This window comes from Methylobacterium aquaticum (assembly GCF_001043915.1).
GTDB classification, from domain to species: domain Bacteria; phylum Pseudomonadota; class Alphaproteobacteria; order Rhizobiales; family Beijerinckiaceae; genus Methylobacterium; species Methylobacterium aquaticum.
Window position 1 is genome coordinate 1 of record NZ_LABX01000154.1, and the last position, 24,720, is coordinate 24,720.

22 protein-coding genes are annotated in these 24,720 nt (G+C 71.4%); 11 read left to right on the forward strand and 11 right to left on the reverse strand.

Translation table 11 applies throughout. The features are described 5' to 3' along the window. Positions 1-11 precede the first annotated feature (11 nt). From VP06_RS19410 to VP06_RS19420, 3 genes are read right to left on the reverse strand one after another with little or no spacing between them, the layout of a single operon-like run. A complete protein-coding gene (locus VP06_RS19410) occupies positions 12-281 on the reverse strand; it encodes a c-type cytochrome (protein ID WP_048465436.1) in 270 nt (89 codons plus the stop codon). Continuing rightward, a complete protein-coding gene (locus tag VP06_RS19415) occupies positions 278-2,455 on the reverse strand; it encodes a xanthine dehydrogenase family protein molybdopterin-binding subunit (RefSeq protein WP_425350931.1) in 2,178 nt (725 codons plus the stop codon). The genes VP06_RS19410 and VP06_RS19415 overlap by 4 nt, the downstream gene beginning before the upstream one ends. 17 nt (positions 2,456-2,472) lie before the next feature. Beyond that, the gene (locus VP06_RS19420) at positions 2,473-2,940 is read right to left on the reverse strand and encodes a (2Fe-2S)-binding protein (RefSeq protein WP_048465438.1); all 468 of its coding nucleotides are present in this window, start codon (positions 2,938-2,940) and stop codon (positions 2,473-2,475) included. A gap of 156 nt (positions 2,941-3,096) precedes the next feature. Between VP06_RS19420 and VP06_RS19425 the strand changes: the two genes are divergently transcribed. Further along, positions 3,097-3,693: a Uma2 family endonuclease gene (locus VP06_RS19425; protein ID WP_048465439.1), complete on the forward strand. Its 597-nt coding sequence runs from the start codon at positions 3,097-3,099 to the stop codon at positions 3,691-3,693. Between the two features lie 68 nt (positions 3,694-3,761). On the opposite strand, the gene VP06_RS19430 is transcribed toward VP06_RS19425, so the two are convergent. Next, entirely contained in the window at positions 3,762-4,214 is a 453-nt protein-coding gene (locus tag VP06_RS19430; protein ID WP_048465440.1) for a GatB/YqeY domain-containing protein, read from the reverse strand. Positions 4,215-4,377: 163 nt separating this feature from the next. Between VP06_RS19430 and carA the strand changes: the two genes are divergently transcribed. From carA to VP06_RS19445, 3 genes are all read left to right on the forward strand, one after another. Continuing rightward, positions 4,378-5,592, forward strand: a complete 1,215-nt coding sequence (carA, locus tag VP06_RS19435; RefSeq protein WP_048465441.1) for a glutamine-hydrolyzing carbamoyl-phosphate synthase small subunit — start codon at positions 4,378-4,380, stop codon at positions 5,590-5,592. A gap of 137 nt (positions 5,593-5,729) precedes the next feature. Next, on the forward strand, positions 5,730-6,101 hold the full coding sequence (locus VP06_RS19440) for a hypothetical protein (protein ID WP_048465442.1): 372 nt from the start codon (positions 5,730-5,732) through the stop codon (positions 6,099-6,101). A 33-nt stretch (positions 6,102-6,134) separates the two neighbouring features. After that, complete coding sequence (locus tag VP06_RS19445; protein WP_048465443.1) at positions 6,135-6,827, forward strand: class I SAM-dependent methyltransferase; 693 nt, start codon at positions 6,135-6,137, stop codon at positions 6,825-6,827. 109 nt (positions 6,828-6,936) lie between these two features. On the opposite strand, the gene VP06_RS19450 is transcribed toward VP06_RS19445, so the two are convergent. Beyond that, entirely contained in the window at positions 6,937-7,287 is a 351-nt protein-coding gene (locus VP06_RS19450; protein WP_048465444.1) for a hypothetical protein, read from the reverse strand. A 378-nt stretch (positions 7,288-7,665) separates the two neighbouring features. Here VP06_RS19450 and VP06_RS19455 point away from each other — a divergent pair, with 378 nt between their 5' ends. Beyond that, positions 7,666-9,234, forward strand: a complete 1,569-nt coding sequence (locus tag VP06_RS19455) for a GMC oxidoreductase (RefSeq protein ID WP_048465445.1) — start codon at positions 7,666-7,668, stop codon at positions 9,232-9,234. A gap of 117 nt (positions 9,235-9,351) precedes the next feature. After that, positions 9,352-10,665, forward strand: coding sequence for a flavin monoamine oxidase family protein (locus VP06_RS19460; RefSeq protein ID WP_048465446.1), 1,314 nt, complete (start codon positions 9,352-9,354; stop codon positions 10,663-10,665). Between the two features lie 16 nt (positions 10,666-10,681). On the opposite strand, the gene VP06_RS19465 is transcribed toward VP06_RS19460, so the two are convergent. The 4 genes from VP06_RS19465 to VP06_RS19480 all read right to left on the reverse strand — a co-directional run bounded on the left by VP06_RS19465 (position 10,682) and on the right by VP06_RS19480 (position 13,825). Beyond that, positions 10,682-11,038, reverse strand: coding sequence for a hypothetical protein (locus VP06_RS19465; protein ID WP_048465447.1), 357 nt, complete (start codon positions 11,036-11,038; stop codon positions 10,682-10,684). Between the two features lie 309 nt (positions 11,039-11,347). After that, positions 11,348-11,608 (reverse strand): hypothetical protein, encoded by a 261-nt coding sequence (locus VP06_RS19470; RefSeq protein WP_048465448.1) that lies wholly within the window; start codon positions 11,606-11,608, stop codon positions 11,348-11,350. 115 nt (positions 11,609-11,723) lie between these two features. Beyond that, entirely contained in the window at positions 11,724-12,842 is a 1,119-nt protein-coding gene (locus VP06_RS19475; protein ID WP_048465449.1) for a S1C family serine protease, read from the reverse strand. Positions 12,843-12,850: 8 nt separating this feature from the next. Continuing rightward, positions 12,851-13,825: a DUF817 domain-containing protein gene (locus tag VP06_RS19480; RefSeq protein WP_048465482.1), complete on the reverse strand. Its 975-nt coding sequence runs from the start codon at positions 13,823-13,825 to the stop codon at positions 12,851-12,853. A gap of 76 nt (positions 13,826-13,901) precedes the next feature. Here VP06_RS19480 and VP06_RS19485 point away from each other — a divergent pair, with 76 nt between their 5' ends. The 5 genes from VP06_RS19485 to trxA all read left to right on the forward strand — a co-directional run bounded on the left by VP06_RS19485 (position 13,902) and on the right by trxA (position 22,681). Then, on the forward strand, positions 13,902-14,237 hold the full coding sequence (locus VP06_RS19485) for a hypothetical protein (RefSeq protein ID WP_048465450.1): 336 nt from the start codon (positions 13,902-13,904) through the stop codon (positions 14,235-14,237). Positions 14,238-14,333: 96 nt separating this feature from the next. Then, positions 14,334-16,502: a methylmalonyl-CoA mutase gene (scpA, locus tag VP06_RS19490; protein ID WP_048465451.1), complete on the forward strand. Its 2,169-nt coding sequence runs from the start codon at positions 14,334-14,336 to the stop codon at positions 16,500-16,502. Between the two features lie 211 nt (positions 16,503-16,713). Next, a complete protein-coding gene (locus tag VP06_RS19495; RefSeq protein ID WP_048465452.1) occupies positions 16,714-18,606 on the forward strand; it encodes a M23 family metallopeptidase in 1,893 nt (630 codons plus the stop codon). A gap of 156 nt (positions 18,607-18,762) precedes the next feature. Next, the gene (gene addA / locus VP06_RS19500; protein ID WP_048465453.1) at positions 18,763-22,218 is read left to right on the forward strand and encodes a double-strand break repair helicase AddA; all 3,456 of its coding nucleotides are present in this window, start codon (positions 18,763-18,765) and stop codon (positions 22,216-22,218) included. Positions 22,219-22,360: 142 nt separating this feature from the next. After that, positions 22,361-22,681, forward strand: coding sequence for a thioredoxin (trxA, locus tag VP06_RS19505; RefSeq protein ID WP_048465454.1), 321 nt, complete (start codon positions 22,361-22,363; stop codon positions 22,679-22,681). Between the two features lie 107 nt (positions 22,682-22,788). Here the strand turns inward: trxA and modC are convergent, their stop codons facing one another. Continuing rightward, entirely contained in the window at positions 22,789-23,883 is a 1,095-nt protein-coding gene (gene modC, locus VP06_RS19510) for a molybdenum ABC transporter ATP-binding protein (protein ID WP_048465483.1), read from the reverse strand. Beyond that, on the reverse strand, positions 23,880-24,602 hold the full coding sequence (modB, locus tag VP06_RS19515) for a molybdate ABC transporter permease subunit (protein ID WP_048465455.1): 723 nt from the start codon (positions 24,600-24,602) through the stop codon (positions 23,880-23,882). The genes modC and modB overlap by 4 nt, the downstream gene beginning before the upstream one ends. Between the last annotated feature and the right edge of the window lie 118 nt (positions 24,603-24,720).

Consider the following 24,720-nt stretch of genomic DNA (forward strand, 5'->3'; position numbering starts at 1 on the left):
GCCGATCGTCGTCACCGGCCTCCTCCCGCGATCCATGCGGCGATCGCCCGGCTCTCCTCGTCCGAGAACCCCTTGGCGATTCGGGTCATCACCGTGGCCGGGCGGGCACCCGACCGGAACGCCGCGAGCGATGCCGCGATGTCCTCGGCCGAGTGGCCGGCGAGGCCCGGCACCGCCCCACCCGGGCCGCCGTGGCACCCCGAGCAGGACGAGGCGCCCGGCGGCGAGGCCGCCGCCGGGGTGACGGCGGCGAGCAGGACGAGCAGAAGAGCGGTCCTCACGCGCGCTTCAGGTCCGTGCGGCTCGCCGGAATCTGACGCACCCGCTTGCCGGTGGCGGCGAAGACCGCGTTGAGTACGGCGGGCGCCGCCACGGCGATCGTCGGCTCGCCGACGCCGCCGATGAAGCCGCCCGACGGCATCAGGATCGCCTCCACCTTCGGCATCTCGTCGAGGCGGAGCACCGGGTAGGTGTCGAAGTTGGTCTGCTCGATCCGTCCGTCCTTCACCGTGCACTCGCCGTAGAGCGCCGCCGACAGCCCGTAGACGAAGGACCCGGCGACCTGCGCCTCGATCTGCTGCGGATTGACCGCGACGCCCGGATCGGTGGCGGCGACGATGCGGTGCACCTTGATCTTGCCGTCATCGCCGACCGACACTTCCGCCGCGGCCGCCACGTAGCTGCCGAAGCCCATGATCTGGGCGAGGCCCCGATGCACACCTGAAGGCGGCTTGGTGTCCCAGCCGATCCGCTCGGCCACCGCGTTCAGCACGGCGAGGTGCTTCGGATGCTTCTCCATCAGCTTGCGCCGGAAGGCGAGCGGGTCTTTCCCGGCCGCATGCGCCACCTCGTCGAGGAAGCATTCGAGGTAGATCGCGTTCGGGTTGGTGTTCACGCCGCGCCAGAAGCCCGGGATGATCGGTGGGTTGCGCATCGCGTGGTCGATGAGGAGGTTCGGGATCGTGTAACCGATGGCCGCCTCCGCCCCGCCGGGATTGAGGCCCTGGAACACCACCGGGTCCTTGCCGTCTGCGCCCAAGCGTCCCGGAATGATGCCGGCCAGGATCGACTGACCGGAGATCCGCATGTGCAGGCCGGTGAGGTTGCCGCTCTCGTCGAGCGCCGCCCGCATCCGGCACTGGGTGACCGGGTGGTAGCGGCCATGGGTCATGTCCTCCTCGCGGGTCCAGATCAGCTTGACCGGGGTCCCGGGGAGTTCCTTCGCGATCAGCACCGCCTGGCGCACCCAGTCATGGGTGGCGCCGCGCCGGCCGAAGCCGCCGCCGAGGTGAATCTTGTAGACGTCGCATTGCCGGGCCGGGAGGCCGGCCGCCTCGGCCGTCGCGGCGAGAGCCGCCTCGCCGTTCTGGGTCGGAGTCCAGACCTCGCACCGCTCCGGCGTCCAGCGCGCCGTCGCGTTCATCGGCTCCATCGTGGCGTGGTTCTGGAACGGGTAGGCATAGGTCGCCTCGACGACCTTGGCGGCGCCCTTAAGCGCAGCGCCAGCATCCCCGGCCTTGTTGCCGATGAAGGCTTCCGGCGCGTCGAGGCCCTCCTTCAGCATCGCCGCGATGGTCTCGCTCGAGACTTTGGCGTTCGGCCCCTCGTCCCAGACGATCGCGAGCGCCTCGACCGCCTTCTTGGCGCGCCAGAACGTATCGGCCACCACCGCGACGGCGCTGTCGCCGACCCGCACCACCTTGCGCACGCCGGGCATCTTTTCCACGGAGGCGGCATCGACGCTCTTCACCGTGCCGCCGACCACCGGGCAGTCGCGGATCGCCGCGTTGAGCATGCCCGGCAGCATCAGGTCGATGCCGTAGATCTGCGAGCCGTCGGTCTTCTCCACCGTATCGAGGCGTTTCAGCGGCTTGCCGGCGATGATCCAGTCCTTCGGGTCCTTCAGGACCACGTCCTTCGGCGGCTCCATCCGCCCGGCGGCCTCCGCGACCTTGCCGAAGGTGGTGGAGCGGCCGGATGCCGGATGGCGGATGACCCCGCGCTCGACCCGGCACTCGCCGGGCGGAACCGTCCATTCCTGGGCGGCCGCTGCGACCAGCATCGTCCGGGCGGCGGCCCCGCCCTGGCGGACGGCGACGTAGGATTCACGGATGCCGCGGCTGCCGCCGGTGGAGAAATCGCCCCAGGCGCGGCCGCGGGCGAGGTTCTGGCCCGGGGTCGGGTACTCGGTCGTGACCTTGGTCCAGTCGCAGCCGAGTTCCTCGGCGACGAGCTGGGCAAGGCCGGTCAGCGTGCCCTGGCCCATCTCCGAGCGGGCGATGCGGATCACCACGGTCTCGTCCGGGCGCACCACCACCCAGGCATTGACCTCGGGCGAGGTCGCACCGGGCGCGGCCTGCGCACCGGCCAGGTCGAAGCCGAGGGCCAGGCCGCCGGCCGCGGCGGCGGACCCGGCGAGGAAGAAGCGGCGGGAAAGGGCGGGGGAGGCGGTCATGGTCATGGCGTGTCCCCTCAGCCGCGGCCGGTCTCGCCGCCCTCGGCGGCAAGCGCGATGCCGGCGAGCACCCGGCCATAGGTGCCGCAGCGGCAGATATTGGTGATCTCCTGGCGGATCTCGGCCTCGCTGGGCTTGCGATTCTGCGCCAGCAGGGCGGCGGCGGCCATGATCATGCCGGACTGGCAGAAGCCGCATTGCGGCACGTCGAGCGCCGCCCACGCCTTCTGCACCGGATGGGACCTGTCGGGGCTCAAGCCCTCGATGGTGACGATCCTCTGGTTCGGCTCGACGGCCGAGACCGGCATCGAGCAGGAGCGCACCGCCTGCCCATCAATGTGGACCGTGCAGGCGCCGCACTGGGCGATGCCGCAGCCATATTTGGTGCCGGTGAGGCCGACCTGCTCGCGGATCACCCAGAGCAGTGGCGTGTCGGGCTCCACCTCGACCTCGCGCACGGAGCCGTTCACGTTCAGGCGTATCATGGGCGTTTCCGTCGGTTAGCCTGCGGGAGGGCAGGCGCGTGGGGCACCGCCCGGGGGCGATCGGTTCGCACCTTTTAGCTATAACAACTTCGCGGTGGCCGGCCGTGCCTGTCAATTGACGGATGCGCGAGCGACGGAGGGTCAACCGCGGATGGCGTGCCATTCCGCACCTGGCCAGATAAGCTCGACGCGCCGCTTCCTCGCCGCTTCACGGCCGAAGACCTGCGGCTGATGCTGGCTGCCGGAATCCTGCATGAGGACGAGCGGGTCGAACTCCTGGATGGCGAGCTGGTCGAGATGGCGGCGAAGGGCTTCGCGCATGACGTCGTGAAGAACGCGCTGATGCGCCGTCTCGTCCGTCCTCTCCCGGCGACGATCGATCTCGGCATCGAGGGCACGCTCCAGCTCGGGCCGGGCCTGCTGCTGGCGCCGGACCTTCTTCTCGCTCCGGTGAGCGCCCGCCGCGCCTCGCCGGAGGGGTTCTGCACCATCGAGGGGCCGGAGATCCCGCTGGTGATCGAGGTCGCGGCCTCGAGCCTCGCCGATGACCGGCGCCGCAAGGCGGCGTTCTACGCGCGGCACGGGGTGCGGGAATACTGGGTGGTCGACGCGCAGGAGCGCGGGGCCTGGATGCACCGGTCGCCGGTCGAGGGGGTCTGTCGCGACGTGACGGAACTGTCCCGGGACGCGACCTTGCGGCCGGAGGCGGCGTCCCTCGCGGGAGTCACGGTACCGCTCCCGGATCTCGGCTGATGCCGGGTCCGAGAGGGGCCGGGTGATCCCGGGGCGTGTCCGGGATCCGCAATCGAGGCCGGATCGCGTCAGGCCAGCATCGTCTTGACGAGGCCGCTCGCCTTGGCGAAGTCCATCCGGCCGGCATACTGGCCCTTCAGGGCGGCGATCACCTTGCCCATATCCTTCGGCGAGGCGGCGCCGGTCTCCGCGATGGCGGCCTGGATCGCCGCGCGGGTCTCGTCCTCGTCCATCTGCTGGGGCAGGAACTGGGCGATGATCGCCACCTCTGCGCGCTCGCCCTCGGCGAGTTCGGGTCGGCCGCCCTGCTCGTAGACGCCGGCCGATTCGGTGCGCTGCTTGATCATCTTCTGGAGCAGCGAGAAGATCTCCTCCTCGGAGAGCGGCTCCTTGCCGAGGCCGCGGGCCTCGATGTCCCTGTCCTTGAGCGCCGCCTGGATCAGCCGGACGGTGGCGAGCTTCGCCTTGTCGCCGGCCTTCATGGCTTCCTTCATCTCGGCGGTGAGGCGCTGGCGCAGCATGCCGGTCTCCTGGTCTTCTGGTTGTCGTGCTGGGCACTTGAACGGTGAGGCACTTGAGGGGATAGCGGGGCGTCCCCAGATTGACCGGGCCGCCGCCGGCCTCGTAAACAGCCGGCCGCGCCCGTCGGCCGTGCCCGGCCGCGACATAAGCGAGTTCACGATCATGCTGCAAGACGACGCGGCCGCCCCCGCGCAACCCGAAGGCTGGGCCGAGCCCGTCGCGACCGCCCTCCTGGTGCTCGCCGACGGCACGGTCCTGGAGGGTTTCGGCATCGGTGCCACCGGCGAGGCCGCCGGCGAGGTCTGCTTCAACACCGCGATGACCGGCTACCAGGAGATCCTCACCGATCCATCCTATGCCGGGCAGATCGTCACCTTCACCTTCCCGCATATCGGCAATGTCGGCACCAACGACGAGGACCTGGAGAGCCTCGACGCGGCGCCGGCCTCCGGCGTGCGCGGCGCGGTCATCGCCTCGGCGGTGACGAACCCGTCGAACTGGCGCTCCTCGCGCCACCTCGACGGCTGGCTGAAGGCCCGCGGCATCGTCGGCATCACCGGCATCGACACCCGGGCGCTCACCGCGCTGATCCGCGACCGCGGCATGCCGAACGCCATCCTGGCCAACGACCCGCAGGGCCGGTTCGACCGCGAGGCGCTGACGGCCAAGGCCGCCGCGCTGCCGCCGATGGAGGGCCTCGACCTGGTGCCGCCGGTGACGAGCCGCGAGGCGAAGGGCTGGGGCGAGACCGTGTGGCAGCACCCGGTCGGCTATGGCAGCCGCGCCCCGGGCGAGGGCCTCAAGGTCGTGGCGATCGATTACGGCGTGAAGCGCAACATCCTGCGCCTGCTGGCGGAGGCCGGCTGCGACGTCACCGTGGTGCCGGCGACCGCGAGCGCCGAGGAGGTGCTGGCCCTGAAGCCGGACGGCGTGTTCCTGTCGAACGGCCCGGGCGATCCGGCGGCGACCGGCGAATACGCCGTGCCGGTGATCCGCGCGCTCCTCGACCGGAAGGTTCCGACCTTCGGCATCTGCCTCGGCCACCAGCTGATGGGCCTGGCGCTCGGCGGCCGCACGGTGAAGATGAGCCAGGGCCATCACGGCGCCAACCACCCGGTGAAGGACCACACCACCGGCAAGGTCGAGATCGTCTCGATGAACCACGGCTTCGCGGTCGATCCGTCGAGCCTGCCGGCCAATGCCGTGGAGACCCATGTCTCGCTGTTCGACGGCTCGAATTGCGGCCTGTCGCTCACCGACCGCCCGGCCTTCTCGGTGCAGCACCACCCAGAGGCGTCCCCGGGCCCGCAGGACAGCCACTACCTGTTCGACCGCTTCGTCAGCCTCATGCGCCAGACCAAGGGCGGCAACGCCTGACGTCGAAAAAGGTTGCGGCCGGCTCCGGCCGCAGCCACAAAAAACCCGAACTCGCGGCCGATTCTCCCGGCCGTCCACCGCCCTGGAGCGACGACGATGAATGATCGTCGCGGGGCCGCGATTCGGGGCTTGAACCAGTGACCGACCACGCCGCCACCGACAGCTTCACGCGCCTGCACCGCACCTTCACCACTCATCTCGGCATCGCCGTGGGGCTGGCCTGGGTGACGACGCTGGCGGCCGCGATCCAGGCGCCGTGGGTGCGCAACATCCGCGCGCTGATCGATCCCGCGGCGAGCCGCGTCGAGAGCACCTGGTCGTTCCTGTTCGCGATGCCGGTGGTGCTGACGCTGGCCTGGCTCGGCGCCCTCTACGGCCGCGAGACCCTGCGCGAGCTGCGCGCCTTGCCGAATGACGCCGCAGAGTTCGCGCTGGCCGCGGCCGTCGCCTTCGCGGTGTTCTATCTCTCGATCGACCGGGCGGTCTCGGTCCTGCTCATCGGCGGCTGACGCCGCACCCTTGCTCCGACGCGGGAGAGTCAGGTGGTCTCCTCCTGGCGGGATTTCTGGGACCGGGACAACCCGATCTACGTCAATGACCGCCACAAGGCCCGGCACTATGCCGGGCTGGCCCGGGAGATCGTCGCCCTGGTGCCGCATCCGGGCGCGGTCGTCCTCGACCATGGAAGCGGCGAGGCGCTGTCCGCCGACCGGATCGCCGGGGCGTGCCGCCGGCTCTATCTCTGCGACGCCTCACCGCGCCAGCGCCTCGCCCTCGCGCAGCGCTTCGCGGCCTGCCCCGCCATCACGGTCCTGGCCCCCGACGATCTCGCCGCCCTGCCGGCCGCCAGCCTCGATCTCGTGGTGGCGAACTCCCTGGCGCAATACCTCACCGGGCCGGAACTGGATGCCTGCCTGCGGGACTGGCGCCGCCTGCTGAAGCCCGGCGCCTGCCTGATCCTGGCCGACGTGATCCCGCCGCATCTCGGCGCCGTGGCGGACGCGACCGCGCTCCTCGCCTTCGCGCGGCGGGACGGTTTTCTCTGGGCCGCCCTCCTCGGCCTCGCCCGCACGTGCCTCTCCGATTACCGCGCCTTGCGCCGGAGGCTCGGGCTTGCCCGCTACGACGAGGCCGGGATGCTGGCCCGGCTCCGGGAGGCCGGCTTCGCGGCGGAGCGAATGCCGCGGAATCTCGGGCACAATCAGGGGCGGATGGGGTTCGTGGCGCGGGCGTGAGGGCGGCCGTCGCTCTCGCACACGCGGCCGCCTCTTGTGTCATGTCCTGTGATTGTCATTGCAAAACGCCCTGCCCGGGACCTGAGCGAGCCGTGATCGCGGCGTGCCGTCAGGCAATCGGCGAGCGGCGCTCGCGCTCGAACGTCCGGAACTTCCACAAAACGTCGAAAAGTCCGTACATGGCAGCGCCTGCCCAGACGATCGCGAATGCAGGGTGCACGGCCTGCCAGATGACGATGCTCATCAGGAGCGTCGCCATCGTGCCGGCGACTGTCATCCTGACAGCATGATGCCGCGCTCTGTCGGGCATGTCCCGATGCCAAACCCAATACCAGACGGCGACACGAAACTCCTCCTCCGCCATCTTCGGAATTCTCGGCCGAACGATGCTTTCGAGCTTCGTCCAGTGCCATCCACCCAGGATCAGCAGAGCGCCCGCAATCAGCCCGACGACAATCATCCGTCGCTTCCTCCAACCGATCCAACAGCGCTGGTCGCCGGTCGCGAACCCGATACCGCATCGCCGTCAGTTTTTTTGCGGCGATGGCGCGTCTGCTTTGGCGAACGGAGCCGGCATCTGCCGCGCGAGTGCCGTGCGGGGCGATCAACCGGAGCCGGTCAGCGCTGTCATTGCTTCAACCGGGTCGCTGCGATCCAGGGCTTCGCCTGTGATGTATCAATAAAATATTCATCACATGATGTGGGTTTATGATAATTAATACTGACCCGATCTGCGATTCGATTTATATGACGATGCGTCAGATCATTTCGAAGCGAGTCGACGACGATGGCTGGGTTCAACCGTAGACAAGCTCTGCTTGCTCTCGGCGGAGCAGCGATGGGCAGTGCGCTCAAGGCGCAGGACGCAGAGGCGCAGTTCTTCGCGCCGAATTACCGGGCCCTGGTGCCGGAGATCTTCCAGGGTCTGTCGGTGCCGCCGAGCTATACCCCCAACCTGGTGATCGGGTCGGGCTTCGGCGGTGCCATCACGGCCCTGCGCCTGGCCCAGGCCGGGCAGCCGGTCACGATCGTCGAGCGCGGGTTCCGCTGGCCCAACAACCCCTGGCGCCCGATCTTTTCCAACGACACCCTGCCGGATGGCCGGGCGTTCTGGTTCCGGCGCTCCGCCCGCATGATCGCCGGCAACACGGCGTATATGGATTCCTTCGGCGGTATCGTCGACGCCACCGAGTATCCGACCATGACGGCGTGGCGCGCCGCCTGCGTGGGCGGCGGCTCGCTGGTGTTCACCGGTGTCATGATCCAGCCGCGCCAGGCGTATTTCGATGCCCTGTTCGGTGGCGTCGTGCCCTATGCCGAACTCGATCGCGTCTACTACCCGCGGGTGCGCCAGATGCTGCGGCTCAGCCCGATGCCGGCCGACGTCTATGCCACCCAGGCATTCGGTCATTCGCGGGAATGGGACCGCCAGGTGGCGGCGGCAGGCTACACGCCCTCCCGGATCGATTCGATCTTCAACTGGGACGTGGTGCGGGCCGAGACGCGCCTGGCCAGCCGGCCCTCGGCGACGGTCGGCGCCTCGAACCACGGCAACAGCAACGGCGCCAAGTTCGACCTCAACCAGAACTACCTGCGCTACGCCGAGGCGACCGGGCGGGCGCGGATCTTCCCGGGCTTCGAGATCCTGGCCATTGGCCAGAGCGGCGGGCGCTATGTCGTGCAGGGCCTGCTGCGCAGCCCGGACGGGCGGCAGCTCGCGACGCAGACCATCGCCTGCGACCGGCTGTTCCTCGCTGCGGGCTCGATCGGCACCTCGAACCTCCTGGTCAAGGCGCGGGCCACGCGCAGCCTGCCGAACCTCAACGAGCATATCGGGGCCGGCTGGGGCACCAACGGCGACGTGCTGGTGGTGCGCAGCCTCGGGCGGATCACCGGCCTGACCGAGGGCACGCCGAGCGCCTCGATGATCCACGAGACGGCGGCGGGCCTGCCGGTCACCCTGGAGAACTGGTACGTCCCGGGCGTTCCCCTCAACATCAGCATCATCCCGTCGCTCGGGATGGTGTTCGACCAGTCGAACCGCGGCACTTTCGCGTATGATCCGGGCAGCGGCGGCGTCACCCTGGACTGGGCTCCGAACGGCAATGCCGACGCGCTCGCGGCTTGCCGCAAGGTCAACAACCGGATCGCCACCGCCTCGAACACGATCCCGGGGGCCGTCCCCTTCATCGGGGATGTCAGCGGCATGAACTGGACTGCCCATCCCCTCGGCGGCGCCGTCATCGGCAAGGCCACGGACGGCTACGGACGGGTGATCGGCCAGCCCGGCCTCTACGTCATGGACGGCGCCCTGCTGCCAGGCTCGGCCGGCGCCGTCAACCCGTCGCTGACGATCTCGGCCCTGGCGGAACGCAACATCGAGGCCATCGTCGCCCGCGGCGGCTGACGGCCCCGGAGACCGGCCGGGCGCCATTTTGCCACGCGGTCCCGCCCGCCCTCCGCCCTTGCCGGGCCTCCGGTGCCGCCGAAGTGAGGACGGACGACAACCAAGCGGAGAACCGGGATGACGCTGTCGCGTCGCTCGCTGCTGGCCGGGGCCGCGATCCTGGCCGCATCGTCCAGGGCGCGCGCCGCCGCGGATGCTGACGTCGCGGTGATCGGCGCGGGAGCCGCCGGCCTCGCCGCCGCGGCGGCGATCCGGCACGGCGGCCACAGCGTCGTGGTGCTGGAGGCGCGCGGGCGCATCGGCGGGCGGGCCTTCACCGAGACCGCCCTCGGGCCCGGGCGCAGCTTCGATGCCGGCGGGCAATACGTGCACTGGGCCGAGCGCAATCCGTGGCGGGAGATCGTGCGGGCAGCAGGTGTCCGCACCAGCGACGATGCCACAGGTTCCTGGCCGGTGCTGGTGCGGGACGGCGTGCGGGCGAGCGAGGCCGAGCGCCGCCAGCGCCGGTCGGGCTTCGGCCGGGTGAGCGCCCTTCTCGACCATCCGGCCGGTCCGGACCGCTCCGTGGCGCAGGCCGTGGCCGGGGAGGACGAGGCGGCGCGGGCCGCCGCCACCGGGCTCACCCGCCTCACCCTCGGCGAGGAGCCGGACCGGGTCTCGGCCGCCGATTACGACCAGCTCTGGTCCGGGGACGACATCTGGGTCGACGGCTACGGCGCCCTGGTGGCCCGGCATTATGCCGATCTGCCGGTGCGGCTGGACACGCCCGTCACGGGCATCGACTGGCGCGGCCCGGGCGTCGCCGTCGAGACGCCGCGCGGCACCTTGCGGGCGGCCTGCGCCATCGTGACGGTGCCAATCGGGGTGCTGGCCTCGGAAGCGTTGCGCTTCATCCCCGCCTTGCCGGCGCCGAATGCCGAGGCGGTGGCCGGTCTGACGATGGGCGCCTATACCAAGATCGGCCTCGCCCTCGACCTCGCCCGCTGGCGCCCTCAAGACCTGCGCGACGCCGTGATCCTGCAAAGCGGCACGCCCGGCCTCACCGCTTATCTGGAGATGCAGCCGTTCGGGAAGCCGCTGGCGGTGCTGCATTGCGGCGGCGACGGGGCCCGCGCCCTGTGCGAGGCCGGCGAGAGGGCGGCGCTCGCCGCGGCGACCGACCATCTGGTGAGCGTCTTCGGGGCGGAGATCCGCGCCGCCGTCACCGCAGGCCGCCTCGCCCCCTGGTGGACCGACCCGTTCTCCCGCGGCAGCTACTCCCTTGCCCGGCCCGGGCACCTCGCTGCCCGCGAGGCCCTGCACCTGCCGGTCGCTGAGCGGATCTTCCTTGCCGGCGAGGCTGCGGCGGGGGGCGCGGCGATGACGGTGGGCGGGGCGACGCTCGACGGCGAGCGGGCGGCGCGGGACGTGCTCAAGCGGCTCGGGTCGTGAGGCCGGGTCGTGCCGTTCAGTGCAGCGTCAGCCGCAGCCCCTCCGCCGGCTGGCGGTCCCACGCCTGGACCAGGGTGCCGGCCACGCCGCCGTCGCACAGGCGGCTGCTGAGATCGCAGAAGATCTGCTCGCGCACCGCGAAGTCGGTCGCCATCTGAACGTCGTCCGGCTCCTCGTCGGTCGAGGCGGTGAAGCGGTCGAAGGCGGCGGACATCTCCGCGAAGGCAAAGGCGACCGGCATGGTGCGGAACACCGTCTCGCCGTTCTCCTCAATATCGCCGGTATCGAGGTCGCGCATCCGCACGACGTAGCCGTCGGCATGCTCGGCGATCTCGTATTGCCAGTGCCGGCCCTCGCAAGCTGCCAGGATCATCGTGCCCTCCGTCACGCCTCGGTACAGCGAATGCGGCGGAGGCCCGGACGGTTCCGGAGCGGCAGGGTCCGGGGAGCGGTCCGGCCCGATCCCGATCGCACGGGCTGAGCAGACGTGCGTTGGCGGGCCCACGCTTCGTCCGCTTAGAGCACTTTCCGACGAAGTGGATACCGGTTCGTCGTAGAAAATGCGGCAAAATCGAAGAGAAAGAGAAGCTTCGCGATGGCAGTGCGATCGTGAAGCGCTCTAGTCTCTTGCTTTGACGCAGATTTTTGCCCCCGAACCGGTGATCGCTTCGGCAAAATCTGCTTAGCGCCCGGTATAGCCCATCTCGTAGACGGCCCGCCCGCTGACGCGCAGCGCGGTGCCGTTGCCGAGATCGACGAAGCCCGGGGCCGTGGCCCGAACGGCGGCCGGGGGGGCCTCGCGGCAATCGGGCCGGTCGGGCAGGCGCACGCCGGACGGCGCGTCCTGCGGGCACAGGCGGGGGAGGCGGGCGCCGCGCTCGCCCGCGGCAGCCGGCAGAGCGGCGACCGTGAGGAAAAGGGCGACGAGAAGGCGTTGGGTCACGGGACGGGCTCCGCGGCAGGTCGGCGCCAGGATAGCGCCTCCGGTGCCGCAGCGCGACCCGGGCCGCTGTCGCCAAGGCGGTCGCGGGTTTCGCGAGATAAAGCCGGCCGAGGGGTCAGCGCCGGCGCTGACCCATATCCGCCGGAGTGACCGTGACGGTGATCGCCCGCCCGTCGCGCTCGACCTGGAGCGAGACGCGGCTTCCGACACCGGCGGTCTGGAGCGCTGCCGTGAGATCGGCCAGTCGCCGCACCGGGCGGCCGTTCACCCCCATGATGATGTCGCCGAGTTCGCCTGTCGCCACATCGACGCCCTGGAGGCCGGCCTGGGCCGCGGGGGAGCCCGGCAGGACCCGCACCACCACGATGCCGTCGATGCCGAGCCGCGCCGCCGCATCCTCGCTCGCCGCCACGATGCCGATGCCCGGATTCGGGGTGCGGCCGGTGCGGATCAGGTTCGGCACCACCCGGTTGACCACGTCGACGGGAATCGCGAAGCCGATGCCGGCGCTGGCGCCCGAGGGCGAGAAGATCGCGGTGTTGACCCCGATCAGCCGCCCGGCGGAATCGAGCAGCGGCCCGCCCGAATTGCCCGGGTTGATCGCCGCGTCGGTCTGGATCACCCCGGACAGTTCGCGCCCCTCCGCGGTCGGCAGCCGGCGCTGGAGCGCGCTCACCACGCCGGTGGTCAGGGTGTGGTCGAGACCGAACGGGTTGCCGATGGCATAGGTGAACTGCCCGACCTTGAGGTCGCCGGAGGTGCCGATGGCGATCGGCGGCGGGCTCGCGGTGACGCGCCCGAGCTTCAGGACGGCGAGGTCGTAATTCGGATCGGTGCCGGCCACGGTGGCGGGCACCACCTCGCCGGTGGAGAGCCGGACCTGGATGTCGCCGCCGCCCTGGATGACGTGGTTGTTGGTGACGACATGGCCGGCCGCGTCCCAGACGAAGCCCGAGCCGGTCTGCTCGCCGCCGCCCTGCCGGCGCTCCCCGGTCTCGGGATCGAAGGTCACCGCGCCTTGCGGCTGACGGGCGAAGACATAGACCACGGACGGCGCCGCGCGCTCGAACAGGGCCACGGTCGAGGCTTCGATCGGCGACAGGTCGCCCCGCGCCGTCACCGCCCGGGGCGTGTCGGCGGAGAACAGCAGACTCGTGACGTAGGGTTGCGCCACGAACAGAGCGAGCAGCAGAAGGCTCGCCGTGACGGCGATCCGCAGGAAGCGATCGGGCACCGGTTTCGTCACTCCGAAAGAGGCTTTGCCGAGAGGGGGCTCGCGCCGGCTGAGCTTGCCGGAGAGGAAGTGGGCCGGGCGGGCGGCGCGTCAATGTCGGCGCCCGCCAGGTGCATGCCGAGGGGCTTGGGCCGGCTCGCCAGCGCGACCAGCGTGTAGGAGATGATCATCAGCAGGAACCACGAGCCGAATTTCTGCGGCGACACCGCGGCCCAGCCGGCAGCCTGGTGCGGGTAGATCCAGCCTCGGGTCGCCGTGCCGATATTCTCGGCAAACCAGATGAACACCGTGACAAGGAGCAGGCCGAGGAGGAGCGGCATGCGCCGGTGGACCCGCCAGACCTTGAAATGGATCACTGACGGCCCGAACAGGGCAGCCGCAGCCGCGAACAGCCCGAGGCGCAGGTCGATCACGACGTGCTGCGTGAAGAAGTTGATGTAGATCGCCAGCGACAGGGTGACGAGGGCCCAGAGCGGCGGGTGGCGGGTGAAGCGGAAATCGAACAGGCGCCACACCCGGGCGAGATAGGAGCCGACGCTGGCATACAGGAAGCCGGTGAAGAGCGGCACGCCGCCGAGGCGCAACAGATTGGGTTCGGGATAGACCCAGGAGCCCATTTGCGTCTTGTACAGCTCCATGGCGGTGCCGACCGCGTGGAAGACCAGGATCACCTTGGCCTCACCCCAGGTCTCGAGGCGGAAGGCCAGCATCGCCGCCTGGATGACGACCGCCGCGAGCGTCAGAACATCGTAGCGGGCGATCGGCGCGCCGGCCGGATAGGCGAGGTGGGTGAGGATCAGGAGGCCACACAAGGCCCCGCCGAACAGGCAGGCCCAGCCCTGCTTCACGCCGAAGCGGAGGAACTCGTAGACGCCGGCCGAGAGCGGGCCCCGGGCCATCGCCCAGGCTCCGAGCCGCTCCTCGACCTCCGCGAAGGCCGCGAGCGGTGCCCAGAGCCGCGCGGCGCTGTCCGGCTGCGTCACGGCCGGATGCTCGGGGAGGTTGCGGGCATCGAGGCGGATCTCTACGCTCGGGGCCTCCCCATACGAAAGGTCCGGAATGCTCCGCAAGCCGTCTCTGTCTTGTCTCGCCATCTTCGCCCCCTTCGCGCTCGTCGCCCTCGCGGGGCAGGCCGAGGCCTCGCCCCGGGCCAACCGGGCGGAAGCCTGCACCCGCGCCCGGAGCGACGGCGAACGGCAGGGGCTCGGCTGCTGGCGGCTGCGTCACGAGGCCGGCCGCGGTCAGCGCATCCATGGCGGCGCAGCGGTCGAGGATTTCTACGCCACCGTCCCGGCGGATCGGGAAGCGGCCGAGTCGAAGGCGGACCAGCGCCGGCGCGACTGGGTCCGGGCGCGGGCCCGCGGCCGGGTCGCGGGGGGTGAGGAGGCGCGCTGATCGCGCCGCGTCTCCGACCTTCCACCCATTGGCCGCAGCAGCACCCGCTCCTATAAGTTTGGCGACAGGAACGCCAGCCATGAGAGCCGCAGGCCGATGACCCGCATCCCGGATTTCTCGGAAATCGCCTTCGCGCCGGCCGCTGCGGCCCATCAAGCCGCGGCTGCGACCGCCGCCGAGCCCTGGATGACTCCCGAGGGCATTCCCGTGAAGGCGTCTTACGGCCCGCAGGACCGGGACGGGATCGACCTCGCCGGCTCCTATCCGGGCATCGCGCCGTTCCTGCGCGGCCCCTATCCCACCATGTACGCGACCCAGCCCTGGACGATCCGGCAATATGCCGGCTTCTCCACGGCGGAGGATTCGAACGCCTTCTACCGCCGCAACCTCGCGGCCGGGCAGAAGGGCCTGTCGGTCGCTTTCGACCTCGCCACCCATCGCGGCTACGATTCCGACCATCCGCGGGTGTCGGGCGATGTCGGCATGGCGGGCGTGGCGATCGATTCGATCTACGACATGCGGACGCTCTTTTCGGGGATTCCCCTCGACCAGATGACCGTGTCGATGACGATGAACGGCGCGGTGCTGCCGGTTCTCGCCCTCTACATCGTCGCGGCCGAGGAGCAGGGTGTTCCGCCGGAAAAACTCGCCGGCACGATCCAGAACGACATCCTCAAGGAGTTCATGGTCCGCAACACCTACATCTACCCGCCGGCCGGGTCGATGCGGATCATCTCGGACATCTTCGCCTATACCTCGGCCAACATGCCGAAGTTCAACTCGATCTCGATCTCCGGCTACCACATGCAGGAGGCCGGGGCGACGCAGGACCTCGAACTGGCCTACACGCTCGCCGACGGCGTCGAGTATATCCGTGCCGGGATGGCGGCGGGGCTCGACATCGACAAGTTCGCTCCCCGTCTGTCGTTCTTCTGGGCGATCGGGATGAACTTCTTCATGGAGGTGGCCAAGATGCGGGCGGCGCGCCTGCTCTGGGCCTCCCTGGTCAAGGACTTCTCCCCGAAATCCGACAAGTCGCTGGCGTTGCGCACCCACTCGCAGACCTCGGGCTGGTCGCTGACGGCGCAGGACGTGTTCAACAACGTCACCCGCACCTGCGTCGAGGCGATGGCGGCGACGCAAGGGGGCACCCAGTCGCTGCACACCAACGCGCTCGACGAGGCGCTGGCGCTGCCGACCGACTTCTCGGCCCGCATCGCCCGCAACACCCAGCTGTTCCTGCAACAGGAGAGCGGCACCACCCGGATCATCGATCCGTGGGGCGGCTCCTATTACGTCGAGCGGCTGACCCAGGACCTCGTCGCCCGGGCCTCTTCCCATATCCGCGAAGTCGAGGCTTTGGGCGGCATGGCCAAGGCGATCGAGGCCGGCATCCCGAAGCTGCGCATCGAGGAGGCGGCGGCCCGCACCCAGGCGCGGATCGATTCGGGCCAGCAGGTCATCGTCGGCGTCAACCGCTACAAGCCGGATGGCGACCGGGCGATCGATCTCCTGCGGGTCGATAACGGCAATGTCCGCACCCTCCAGATCGACAAGCTGAAGCGCCTGCGCGCCGAGCGCGACGGCCAGGCAGTCGCGGCGCGGCTGGCGGCCCTCACCGAGGCGGCGCAAGGCTCCGGCAACCTGCTGGCGCTGGCCGTCGAGGCGGCGCGGGCGAAGGCCACGGTGGGCGAGATCTCGGAGGCTCTGGAGCGGGCCTGGGGCCGGCACCGGGCCGAGATCCGGGCGATCTCGGGCGTCTACAAGCGGGAGATGGGCGGCATGTCGGCGGCGGTCGAGCGGGTGCGCGGACAGGTCGAGGCGTTCGAGGAGGCGGATGGGCGCCGTCCCCGCATCCTGGTCGCCAAGATGGGCCAGGACGGGCACGACCGCGGCCAGAAGGTGATCGCCTCGGCCTTCGCCGATCTCGGCTTCGACGTCGATATCGGGCCGCTCTTCGCCACCCCCGAGGAGGCGGCGCGCCAGGCGGTGGAGAACGACGTCCACATCGTCGGCGTCTCGTCGCTGGCCGCCGGCCATCTCACCCTGGTGCCGGAATTGAAGCGGGCCCTCGACGAGGCCGGCCGGCCCGACGTGATGATCGTGGTCGGCGGCGTGATCCCGCCGGGCGATTTCGCGGCGCTCCGCCAGGCCGGCGCCTCGGCGATCTTCCCGCCCGGCACCGTCATCGCGGAGGCCGCAAGCGCGCTGATCGACGAGTTGAACGTCCGGCTCGGCTACGCGGCCCGCGCCGCCGCGGAGTAATACCAACGGTCGTTGAAAACGACCTTTGGTTCTGTTCTCGAATTTTCGCCAAGCCTCTGGCTTGACATCGAAAATTCGAGATGGGTCAACGGCCCGATGCGTCAGCATCTTGGGCCGTTGGTATAAGGGCAGGGCCCGCGTCTCAAAACGGTCACGGTTTCGGCGCCAAGGGCGGCGTTCAGCCTTCCGCCTGAATCCAGGGCCCGCTTCCTTGTCCGCTTTCGTCGACGCGCCCTCCCTTCCCGCTGCTCCCGCCGCGTCGCGGCCGCCCCGGCAGGCCCTCAACCTGCGCTGGCTCGCCGGCAGCCTGCTCACCGGCGTGACCGGCGCCGGGCTGATTGGAATCTCGCTCTACCTGGCCGCTGCCGACGGCGTGGTGGCGGCCCTGCCGGAACGGGCGCTGCCGCCGCACGGCGAGGGCGGGTCCGGCGAGGTCGCCCGCAAGGGCGACCGGCTGGTGCGCGACGAGATGATCGTGGCGGCCAAGACCGCCTTCAAGGCGCCGATGACCGAGCGCGCCGGCGATCGCGAGGTGATCCGCGTCCACGCCTACGTGCAGATGGCCACCGAGCTGCCGTTGCGCGCGCCCGACGTGCCGGTCCCGCCCTTCGATCCCCTGCGCAGCGCCCGGATCGAGGCGCCGGCCGTGGCCGAGGGCGACACCGACCCGGCCGAGACCGCCGTGACCCTGACCCGCAGCCCCCTCGCCGAGGCGTCGCTGGAGGAGGGCGCGCCGGCCCTCACCGACGACGAGGTCGACGCTTTGGTGGCCGAGACCCAGAACCTTTCCGGCGGGTCGCTGCCGCCGGCCTTCCCGGCCGAGCGCCTGCTCTCCCGGGCCTTGCGGCCGGCGGCGTTGCCCGACGATCCTGCGATGGAGGCGCGCTTCCGCAACATCGAGGTCCGCATCCTGCCCGAGAACCTGACCGAGATCGCCGAGACCGGCACCGGCGGGGAGGGCGCCGGGGCCCGGCTGTTCGAGGAGCGCGACCTCGTGCTCGCCAAGGACCAGAGCCTGGCGGATCTCCTGAAGCGCAACGGCGCCGACCCGGCCCGCCTGTCCGCGATGCTGGGCAGCCTCAGCGCCCGGGCCAAGGGCGATCTGCCCGAGGGCCAGCACGTGCGCCTGCTCGTCGCCCCCGAGGGCGACGGCAAAGGCCCTGACGGCAAGGCCGGCGAGCGCGGCATCGTCCGGGTCACCCTCTACGGCGAGGACGGCGTCCAGGAGATCGTGGCGGCCAACGACCGCGGCGGCTTCGTCTCGGTGGCACCGCCCCGCGCCGGCGCTTCTCAGGCCGAGGCCGACGAATCCGGCGTCACCCTCTACGAGAGCCTCTACGGCACCGCGCTCAAGAACGGCGTGCCGCGCCCGATCATCGAGGAGATGGTGATGGCGCTGGCGACAAGCACCGACTTGCAGCAGCGCACCACCCCGGGCGACCGGGCCGAACTGGTCTTCACCGAGGACGACGATGCCAGGCCGGAACTGCTCTTCGTGGGCCTGCGCGTCCATGACGAGACCTACGGCCTCTACCGCTACCGGGTGCCGGGCTCGTCCGAGGTCGACTATCTCGACCCGAACGGCCGTTCGAGCCAGAAATTCCTGATGCGCCGCCCGGTGGCGGAGGGGCGGATCTCGTCGCCCTTCGGCGCCCGCCTGCACCCGATCCTCGGCTATTACCGGCCGCATAACGGCGTCGACTGGGCGGCGACCCGCGGCACCCCGATCATGGCGACCGGCGACGGCACGGTGATCTCGGCCGGGGCCCGCTCGGGCTACGGCAACCGGGTCGAGATCCAGCACGCCAACGGCTACACCACCGCCTACAACCACATGGCGCGGATCGCCCACGGCATCGCGCCGGGCGCCCGGGTGCGCCTCGGCCAGGTGATCGGCGCGGTCGGCACCACCGGCCTCTCGACCGGTCCCCACGTCCATTACGAGGTCGCGATCAACGGCCGCTTCGTCGATCCGATGAAGATCCGCCTGCCGAGCGCCCGCGAACTCACCGGCCCGAGCCTCGCCGCCTTCCGCCAGGCCGAGGAGCAGATCAACGCCTTGCGCCAGCGGCATGGCGGGAAGCCTGTGGCGGAGCGGACGTAAGGGCGCGTCTCGCCGGATCGGACGCGCCGGCATCCCTGTGCCCCAGCCGCCACGCTCTCTCAAATCCCTGTGCACCGCCCGGCGATCCCGCTTGAGGCAACGCCCCGTTGAATGCGAGCGCGGCAGAATGGCCGTGTAGAATCGGCGGGAGTGCGGATGGGGATCGAGGGGTTCGTCGTCGACGGGCTGACGCAGGAGGCGCAAAGGCGGGCCGCGGATCCGCGGGCCTCGGCCTGGGTGTCGGCCAATGCGGGGGCGGGCAAGACCAAGGTGCTCACCGACCGGGTGGTGCGCCTGCTGCTGCACGGCGCCGCCCCGGCCAAGATCCTGTGCCTCACCTTCACCAAGGCCGCTGCCGCCAACATGGCGATCCGGGTGTTCGAGCGCCTCGGCCGCTGGGTCACCCTCGACGAGGCGGCGCTCCGCGCGGAGCTGACGGCGCTGGAGGGCGAGGCGCCGGACGGCGCCACCCTGCGGCGGGCCCGGCGCCTGTTCGCCCGCGCCGTCGAGACGCCCGGCGGGCTCAAGATCGAGACCCTGCACGCCCTCTGCGAGCGGCTGCTGCATCTCGTGCCGTTCGAGGCCAACGTCCCGGCCCGTTTCGTGGTGCTGGACGAGGCCCAGACCCGCGAGGCGATCGACCGGACGATCGACAACGTGCTGGCCGACGCGGTCGATACGCGCCATCCGGACCTCGCCGCGGCGCTCGCCCTCGTCGCCCCCGAGGCGGCGGGCGACGCCTTGCGCCGGGCGATGACGGCGGCGGTGCAGAATCGCGGCGTGATCGGCCATCCGGACGGGCTGCCGGCCCGCCTCGACGCCCTGCGGGACGCGCTGGGATTGGCCCGCGGCGAGACCCTGGCGACGATCGAGGCCAGGATGCTCGACGGCGGCCCCGACCTCGCCGGGCTGATCGCGGCGTTGCGCACGGGCAAGGCCACCGACGAGAAGCGCGCCGACGCGCTGGCGCTCGCCGCCTCCGCCTCCGGCCCGGCCCGGCTGACCCTCACCCTGGCGGCGTTCTTCAAGGACGAGGGCGAGGGTGACGCCTACGCCGCCTCGTCCTTGGGCACCAAGGCGGTGCCGGCCGACGCCAAGGAGGCCCTGCTCGCCGAGCAGGCGCGGCTCGCGGGCTTGCGCGACCACCTCAAGGCCGCCCGGGCCTATGCCCGCACCGAGGCCCTGTTCACCCTGGCGGCCGAGATCCACCGCCGGATGGAGGCGCAGAAGGCCCGCCTCGGCGCCCTCGATTTCGACGACCTGATCCACAAAACCCTCGACCTGCTGACGCGGGTCGATTCGGCCTGGGTGCTGTACAAGCTCGACCGCGGCGTCGACCACGTGCTGATCGACGAGGCGCAGGACACCAACCCGCAGCAATGGGAGATCCTGCGCCGGATCACCGAGGATTTCTGCGCCGGGGAGGGGGCCCGCGACGCGGGCAACGGGCTTGCCCGCACCCGCTTCGCCGTCGGCGACCCGAAGCAGTCGATCTACAGCTTTCAAGGAGCCGCCCCGGAGGAGTTCGAGACCACGCGGCGGGCCTGGCGCAGGGAATCGGAAGCGGCGGGGCTGCCCTTCGCCGATGTCGGCCTGACCCTGTCGTTCCGCTCGGCGATCGGGGTGCTGCGGGCGGTCGACGCGACCTTCGCGCTCGCCGATCACTATCGCGGCCTGTCCTTCGGCGACACCGCAATCGGCACCGTGCATTCCACCGCCCGGGTGCGGGCGCCGGGCCAGATCGAATTGTGGCCGGTCGAGCGGCCGAGCGCCGAGGCGGAGCCCGACGCCTGGACCCATCCGGTCGACGCGATCGAGGCCGGGGCGCCGGCCCTCGTGACCGCCCGCCGGGTCGCCAGGGCGGTGCGGCTCTGGACCACCAAGGGCGACGAAACCGGCCGGGTCTGGCGGCCCGGCGAGGTGCTGATCCTGGTGCGCAAGCGCTCGGCGGCCTTCGAGGGCGTGATCCGGGCGCTCAAGGCCGAGGACGTGCCGGTGGCCGGCCAGGATCGCCTCGACATCGCCGCCCATATCGCGGTCCTCGACCTCGTGGCGGCTGGCCGCGCCGCCCTGCTGCCGCAGGACGACCTGACGCTCGCCACCGCGCTCAAGACGCCGCTGGTCGGCCTCACCGACGACGATCTCGTCGGCATCGCGGCCGGGCGCGACCCGGCCGAGTCGCTCGTCGCGGCGCTACGCCGTCATGCCGAGTCCGGCGATCCGGCGGCCCTGCGCGGCGCCGCGGCACTCGATGGCTGGGCGGCCCTCGCCCGGGCGCACGGGCCGTTCGGCTTCTACGCCGAGCTGCTCGGGCCGCTGGGGGGCCGGGCGCTCCTGGTCCGGCGCCTCGGCGGCGAGGCGGGGGACGCCATCGACGTCTTCCTCACCGCCGCCGCCCAGGCCGAGGCCGGGCCGGACGCGCCCTCGCTGACCGGGTTCCTGTCCCGCTACGCCCCGAGCGGCGGGCGCGATGCCGGCGGCCACACGGTGAAGCGCGACCTCGATTCCGCCCGCGACGAGGTGCGGGTGATGACGGTGCACGGGGCCAAGGGCCTGGAGGCGCCCCTGGTGCTGGTGCTCGACGGCTGCGACGCCCTCGGGCGCGACCCGCCCCTGATTCCGATCCGGCTCGAGGACGGCAGCACCGTGCCGGTCTGGTCGAGTGCCAAGGCCCATGACAGTTCAGGCGTCGCGGCGGCGCGCGACGCGCTCCACGCCAAGGCCGGGGAGGAGCATAACCGCCTGCTCTACGTCGCCATGACCCGGGCCAAGGACCGGCTGGTGATCGCGCCCTATTCCGGCAACGACAAGGAGACCCCGGCCGAAGCCTGGTGCGAGATGATCCGCCGCGGCCTGGTGCATCAGTTCGGCGGCGTCGCGGTGGCGGAGATGCCCTACGGCCCGGCGGAGAGCTGGCGCGAAGGCGCCGCCCTGCCGGAGCCGCCCGCGACGGCCGTGCCCGTGCCCGAAGCCGAGGCGGTGCCGGACTGGCTGCACCGTCCGGTGATGCCCGAGGCCGAGCCGCTGCCACCCTTGCGCCCCTCCGGTCTGGGGGCGGCCGATGAGCCGCGCCGCTCGGAGGCCCGCTCCAGCGACCCGGCGGCCCGCCGCCGCGGCGTGCTGGTCCATTCCCTGCTGGAGCATCTGCCGGGCCTCGCGCCCGAGCGCCGGCCGGCGGCCGCGGAGGCTTTCGTGGCTGCCCGCGCCCCGGGCCTCGATCCGAGGCAGCGCGCCGCCATCGCGGCGCAAGCCCTGCGGCTCCTCGACGATCCCGATCTCGCGGTGCTGTTCGGGCCGGCGGCCCGGGCCGAGGTGACGCTCGCCGGCCACATCGTGGTCGGAGGCGTTCCGCGCCCGGTGCATGGCCGGGTCGACCGGATCGCCGTGACCGAGGCGGCGGTCTGGCTCGTCGACTTCAAGACCGGCCGGCCTCCCCTGGAGAGGGCGCCGATCCCGCGCGGGCAGGCGGCGCAGGTCGCGCTCTATGCGCGCCTCCTGGCGACGATCTATCCGAGCCGGGCCTTGCACCCGCTCCTGGTCTGGACCGCGGGACCGGTGGTGCGGCGCCTGACGCCGGAGGAATGCGACGCCGCCCTCGCCACGCTGGCCTGACCCCGGGGGTGCGCCGGCGCACGAGCAGAGCGGGGATGGCGCGACGGTTGCGCTTGATCGGCCCGCGCGCGGTTCTTACGTTCCTGCTCACGCGGACCGGCCCGCAGAGGTGGCCGGCTTCTCGACCGGAAGGATTTTGGCGATGGCAACCGTGAAGGTGACCGACGCGAGCTTCGAGCAGGACGTCCTGCAATCGGCGGAGCCCGTCGTGGTGGATTTCTGGGCCGAGTGGTGCGGCCCGTGCCGGGCGATCGGCCCGGCGCTGGAGGAGATCTCCAGCGAGATGAACGGCCGGGTGAAGATCGCCAAGGTCAACGTGGACGAGAATCCCGGGATCTCGGCCCAGTACGGCATCCGCTCGATTCCGACGCTGATGATCTTCAAGGGCGGCGAGCTGTCCGGTCAGATGGTCGGCGCCAAGCCGAAGGGCGACCTGTCCCGCTGGATCCAGTCCAACGCCTGAGCGCGACGGACTGGTCGATTGGTGAGAAGCCCGGCCGGGAGGCCGGGCTTTCCTTTATGGCGTCGGAGGGGATCTCCCCGGACGGGCTCCCGTGCCCGGGGGCGTGGTCAGATCTCCACCGCCCCGATCGTCTCCTCGTCGAAGGCGACGCTCTTGACGATCGCCAGGACCGGCAGTCCCGGCACGAGGGCGAGGTCGCGGACGGCGAGCCGCGTCACCTCGGCGACCAGGCTCGCCCCGCCGCAGGCGATCTCCACCCGCGCATGGGCGCCGTCGCCCGGGGTCACGGCGGTGACGGTGCCCGGGAGGACGTTGCGGGCGCTCAAGGAGCGCGGCGCCTCGCACGCCACCAGCACGTCGCGGGCCCGCACCCGCACCCGCAACCCGGTTCCGACCGGCCGGTCGAGGCGCGGCACGGTCAGGCAGCCGGGCGGCCCGTCGAGCCGGGTGAGGCCGAAAGCGTCGTCGTGGGCGGCGACCCGCAGATGCAGGAGGGCGCCGGTCTCCCCGGTCTCGCGGCCCGGGAACAGGGCGCCCCGGCGCAGCACGTCGGCCGCGGGGCCGCAGGCCGCCACCCGTCCCTGATCCAGCACCACCACCGTGTCGGCGAGGCGCGCCACCTCGGCGATTGCGTGGCTGACATAGACGATCGGGACCCGCGCCTCGTCGCGCAGGCGCGCCACGTAGGGCAGGATCTCGGCCTTGCGCGCCTCGTCGAGGGCCGAAAGCGGCTCGTCCATCAAGAGGAGCCGCGGGCGGGCGAGCAGGGCCCGGCCGATCGCCACCCGCTGGCGCTCCCCGCCCGACAGCCCGGCCGGCCTCCGGTCGAGCAGGGGGGTGAGCCCCAGGAGATCGGCCACCGCCGCGAGGCTCGGGCCGCCCGCTCGGTCGCGGGCGAACCAGCGCCCGAACAGCAGGTTCTGCCGCACGCTGAGATGCGGCAGCAGCCGCGCCTCCTGGAAGACGTAGCCGATCCGGCGCCGGTGCACCGGCACCCGGATGCCTGCGGCCGTATCGACCAGCCGGACACCGTCGACCACCACCCGCCCGTGATCCGGCCGCACGAGCCCGGCGATCACGTCGACGAGGGTCGACTTGCCGGAGCCGGAGCGGCCGAACAGCGCGGTGACCCGCCCTTCCGCCGTGAAGGCCGCGTCGAGCGTGAAGGCGCCGCGGCTGTGCCGGATCGCGACCTCGATCATGCGCCCAGCCTGCGCCGGGCCCGCCGGGCCAGCCACTCGGAGGCAAGGAGCGCCGCCATCGACAGGGCGACCGAGACCAGGGTGAGGCGCAGGGCGCCCGCCTCGCCCCCCGGCACCTGGGTCAGGGTGTAGATCGCGGATGGCAGGGTCTGGGTCTCGCCCGGGATGTTCGACACGAAGGTGATGGTGGCGCCGAACTCCCCCATCGCCTTGGCGAAGGCCAGCACCGCCCCGGCGAGGATGCCCGGCAGGGAGAGCGGCAGCGTCACGACGAGGAACACCGCGACCGGCGAGGCCCCGAGCGTGCCGGCGGCCTGCTCCAGCTTGCGGTCGACCGCCTCGAGGGACAGCCGCATCGCCCGGACCATCAGCGGGAACCCCATCACCGCGCAGGCGAGCGCCGCCCCGGTCCAGCGGAACGAGAACACGATGCCGATCTCCGCCAAGGCCGGCCCGAGCCACCCGCGCCGCCCGAAGGCGAGGAGCAGCAGGTAGCCGGTCACCACCGGCGGCAGGATCAGCGGCAGGTGGACCAGCCCGTCGAGGAGCGCCCGGCCGCGGAACTCCCGGCGGGCGAGGAGATACGCCACGGTGAGGCCCGGCAGCAGGCTCGCCAGCGTCGCCACGCCCGCCACCAGCAGGCTGAGCTGGAGCGCGCTCCACTCGTCGGGGGTGAGGAACAGGGCAGGGGGCTTTCTGCGGGGTCGATCCCGCACCATGGCGGATCGGCGCCCGGAGTCCAGGCCCCGCACGGCAACGCTGGGTTTCGGGCCGTCCGATTGATCCCAGCCGGTATCTGGGGCCCTGTGGCGCGCGGCTCCCCGCCGCTCCCCGGAG

Coding starts and splice junctions, on each gene's coding strand:
- VP06_RS19415 (WP_425350931.1), bottom strand. CDS start 2,455: ATGACCGCCTCCCCCGCCCTTTCCCGCCGCTTCTTCCTCGCCGGGTCC.
- VP06_RS19420 (WP_048465438.1), bottom strand. CDS start 2,940: ATGATACGCCTGAACGTGAACGGCTCCGTGCGCGAGGTCGAGGTGGAG.
- VP06_RS19430 (WP_048465440.1), bottom strand. CDS start 4,214: ATGCTGCGCCAGCGCCTCACCGCCGAGATGAAGGAAGCCATGAAGGCC.
- carA (WP_048465441.1), top strand. CDS start 4,378: ATGCTGCAAGACGACGCGGCCGCCCCCGCGCAACCCGAAGGCTGGGCC.
- VP06_RS19450 (WP_048465444.1), bottom strand. CDS start 7,287: ATGATTGTCGTCGGGCTGATTGCGGGCGCTCTGCTGATCCTGGGTGGA.
- VP06_RS19455 (WP_048465445.1), top strand. CDS start 7,666: ATGGGCAGTGCGCTCAAGGCGCAGGACGCAGAGGCGCAGTTCTTCGCG.
- VP06_RS19460 (WP_048465446.1), top strand. CDS start 9,352: ATGACGCTGTCGCGTCGCTCGCTGCTGGCCGGGGCCGCGATCCTGGCC.
- VP06_RS19465 (WP_048465447.1), bottom strand. CDS start 11,038: ATGATCCTGGCAGCTTGCGAGGGCCGGCACTGGCAATACGAGATCGCC.
- VP06_RS19485 (WP_048465450.1), top strand. CDS start 13,902: ATGCTCCGCAAGCCGTCTCTGTCTTGTCTCGCCATCTTCGCCCCCTTC.
- scpA (WP_048465451.1), top strand. CDS start 14,334: ATGACCCGCATCCCGGATTTCTCGGAAATCGCCTTCGCGCCGGCCGCT.
- addA (WP_048465453.1), top strand. CDS start 18,763: ATGGGGATCGAGGGGTTCGTCGTCGACGGGCTGACGCAGGAGGCGCAA.
- trxA (WP_048465454.1), top strand. CDS start 22,361: ATGGCAACCGTGAAGGTGACCGACGCGAGCTTCGAGCAGGACGTCCTG.
- modC (WP_048465483.1), bottom strand. CDS start 23,883: ATGATCGAGGTCGCGATCCGGCACAGCCGCGGCGCCTTCACGCTCGAC.
- modB (WP_048465455.1), bottom strand. CDS start 24,602: ATGGTGCGGGATCGACCCCGCAGAAAGCCCCCTGCCCTGTTCCTCACC.